Source organism: Promicromonospora kroppenstedtii DSM 19349, from assembly GCF_000515355.1.
Taxonomy (GTDB): Bacteria; Actinomycetota; Actinomycetes; order Actinomycetales; family Cellulomonadaceae; genus Promicromonospora; species Promicromonospora kroppenstedtii.
The window spans coordinates 16,482-18,756 of the sequence record NZ_KI911668.1 but is presented as its reverse complement, the minus strand read 5'-3'; the positions used below and the strand labels follow the sequence as shown (position 1 = coordinate 18,756).

Annotated in this window: 4 protein-coding genes; all 4 read right to left on the bottom strand. The window is 72.7% G+C overall.

What is annotated here, in order from left to right:
• Positions 1-332: 332 nt before the first annotated feature.
• Positions 333-821 carry a GNAT family N-acetyltransferase gene (locus PROKR_RS13300; RefSeq protein WP_036963994.1) on the bottom strand — a complete coding sequence of 163 codons (489 nt, stop codon included), beginning with the start codon at positions 819-821 and terminating at the stop codon, positions 333-335.
• 19 nt (positions 822-840) lie between these two features.
• Positions 841-1,323: a GNAT family N-acetyltransferase gene (locus PROKR_RS13295; RefSeq protein ID WP_245605818.1), complete on the bottom strand. Its 483-nt coding sequence runs from the start codon at positions 1,321-1,323 to the stop codon at positions 841-843.
• Positions 1,324-1,379: 56 nt separating this feature from the next.
• The gene (locus tag PROKR_RS13290; RefSeq protein ID WP_036963990.1) at positions 1,380-1,775 is read right to left on the bottom strand and encodes a nitroreductase family deazaflavin-dependent oxidoreductase; all 396 of its coding nucleotides are present in this window, start codon (positions 1,773-1,775) and stop codon (positions 1,380-1,382) included.
• 67 nt (positions 1,776-1,842) lie between these two features.
• A partial coding sequence (locus PROKR_RS13285; protein ID WP_157602055.1) for an ABC transporter ATP-binding protein occupies positions 1,843-2,275 on the bottom strand: 433 nt, incomplete at its 5' end.

The following is a 2,275-nucleotide window of genomic DNA, read 5'->3' as shown; positions in this document are numbered from 1 at the left end:
TGGGTCACCGTGGCGACGACGCTGCAGACCACGGGTTCCGCGGCGAGCAGGTCACCGGCGACGTCGAGGACGGCGGCCGGGTCGTCGAGGATCTCGACCGTGTGAGCGCTGGTCATGGCGCGATGCTGGCACGCGCCGGTCGGCTGATCGAGCTGATTCCGGGTGGCCGCGTGCGCGGGCGCCGGCTGCGACTTTGGGTGGTCGGCAGAATGTCCGGTGGTCGGCATTCCGAGTTGCCGACCACCTGACATTCTGCCGACCACCCACGAACTGCCGACCACCCACGAACTGCCGACCACCCACGAACTGCCGACCAAGCCGCGCCGCAGTCCTCAGCGGACCAGCCGGACCTCCAGCAGGTCCGTGTCCGGGTCGGTGGCCGTGACGCCGTCGGGCAGGAAACCGGCGCGCTGCAGGAACTTGCGCGCCCGCGGGTTCGACGCGAACGTCCAGACCTGGGCCGACGTGCCGGGCGGCAGGATGTTCTCCAGCAGCGCGTGGCCCACGTTCGTGCCGTGGAAGGCCGGGTCGACGTACAGTTCGTGCAGCTCGACCGACTTGGCCGGTGGCTGCCCGAGGTGCGGGCCGGACGGGTTCTTCATCGCGAAGCCGACGATCTTGTCGCCCACCTCGGCGACGAGCGCCTTGTTGCCGGCGGCCAGGATCCGCATCCAGCCCTCGGTCCGGGTGCCGAGGGTCTCGGTGTTCCAGTGCTCGGGCGGCAGCAGGTCCTCGAACATCGCGCGCCGGGTGGTCCAGTGCACGGCGGCGATGCCGACGGCGTCGTCGGGGGTCGAGGCGCGGACGTGGAAGTCAGACATGGGGGGAACGGTAACCCGACTACCTGACCATCCGGACCTCCGCGAGGTCAGCGGTGCTCGTGTCGACCACCCTGGCGCCCTCCATGACGAACCCGTTGCGCTCGTAGAAGCGGCGCGCCCGCGGGTTGTCCTCGGCGACCCACAGCTGGGCGGGGGTTCCGGGCGGCACGACGGCGTCCAGCAGCGCCTGCCCGACGCCGGTCCCGTGGTATGCCGCGAGCACGTACAGCAGGTAGAGCTGCCGGGCGCGAACAGGGGCGACGTCCTCCTGCTCGACGGCGTCGCCGGCCATCGCGATGCCGACCACCTCGCCGTCGGCGTCGGCGACCACGGGTGCCGCGCCGTTCGAGAGCCAGCGCTCCCAGGTCGTGACGCGCCGCTCGAGCGTGGCCGTGACCCAGAACTCGGGCGGGAGGATCGCCCCGTAGGTCGTGACCCAGGTGGTGTGGTGCACCTGGGCGACCGCGGCGGCATCAGACAGAGTGGCTGTGCGCAAGATCACGACGCGAAACATACTCCCGCGCCGGGGTGTCGGATGACACGCGGCCGACCCGCGGATCAGCCCTTGTGCAGCGTCCCCACCAGGCACTCCTCGACGCCGACCGCCGACAGCAGCCGGGACGGCACGGTCGCGAGCCAGCCGACGGCCTCGTACGCGGGCACGAGCCGCACGTCCTTGACCACGAACTCGGACCCGGCGCGCGTCAGCCGCACCGTGCCCGCGCTCATCGTGTTGCGGGCCCAGTCGGTGCCGGAGCCCCACGGCAGCGGCAGCACCGCCAGGACCTGCTCGTCCGGCCGGGCCGCGAACGCGACCAGAGGAGTGCGGTACTCGGCGCCCGACCGCCGGCCGACGTGGTGCAGGACCACCCACGGCGGGACACGGCCCACCACCCGGAGCACCCACGGGTTGAGGACCTTCGCTGCCTGGACGACGAAATCTGGTGCGGCCATGGCTCCCATCATGGAACAGGTCGGCGCATCCGTCAGCCCAGGAGGGGGATCCGCCCGCGGGCGGGCGTCAGCCGCGCTCGAAGGAGAGCACCGGCCGGCCCGTCCGGGGGTGGCGCAGCACGTCGACCCGCACGCCGTACACCGGTTCCAGCACCTCGGGGACGAGCACCTCGCCGACCGGCCCCGCCGCCACCACCCGGCCGTGGTCGAGCAGCACCAGGTGGTCACAGGTCGCGGCGGCGAGGTTCAGGTCGTGCAGGGCGGCGACGACGGTCACGCCCTCCGCCGCGAGGTCCCGCAGCACCCGCATGGCGTGCAGCTGGGCCGCGATGTCCAGGTGGTTGGTCGGTTCGTCGAGCAGCAGCAGCCGCGGTGTCTGGGCCAGGGCCCGGGCCATGTGCACCCGCTGGCGCTCGCCGCCGGACAGGGTGCCCACCTCGCGGTCCGCGAGCTCCTTGGCGCCCGCGGCGTCCAGGGCCGCGTGCGCGGCCGCACGGTCC

Bases quoted from the DNA above. Each gene is read 5' to 3' on its own strand.
- PROKR_RS13290 (WP_036963990.1), bottom strand. From the start codon at position 1,775: ATGGCCGCACCAGATTTCGTCGTCCAGGCAGCGAAGGTCCTCAACCCG.
- PROKR_RS13300 (WP_036963994.1), bottom strand. From the start codon at position 821: ATGTCTGACTTCCACGTCCGCGCCTCGACCCCCGACGACGCCGTCGGC.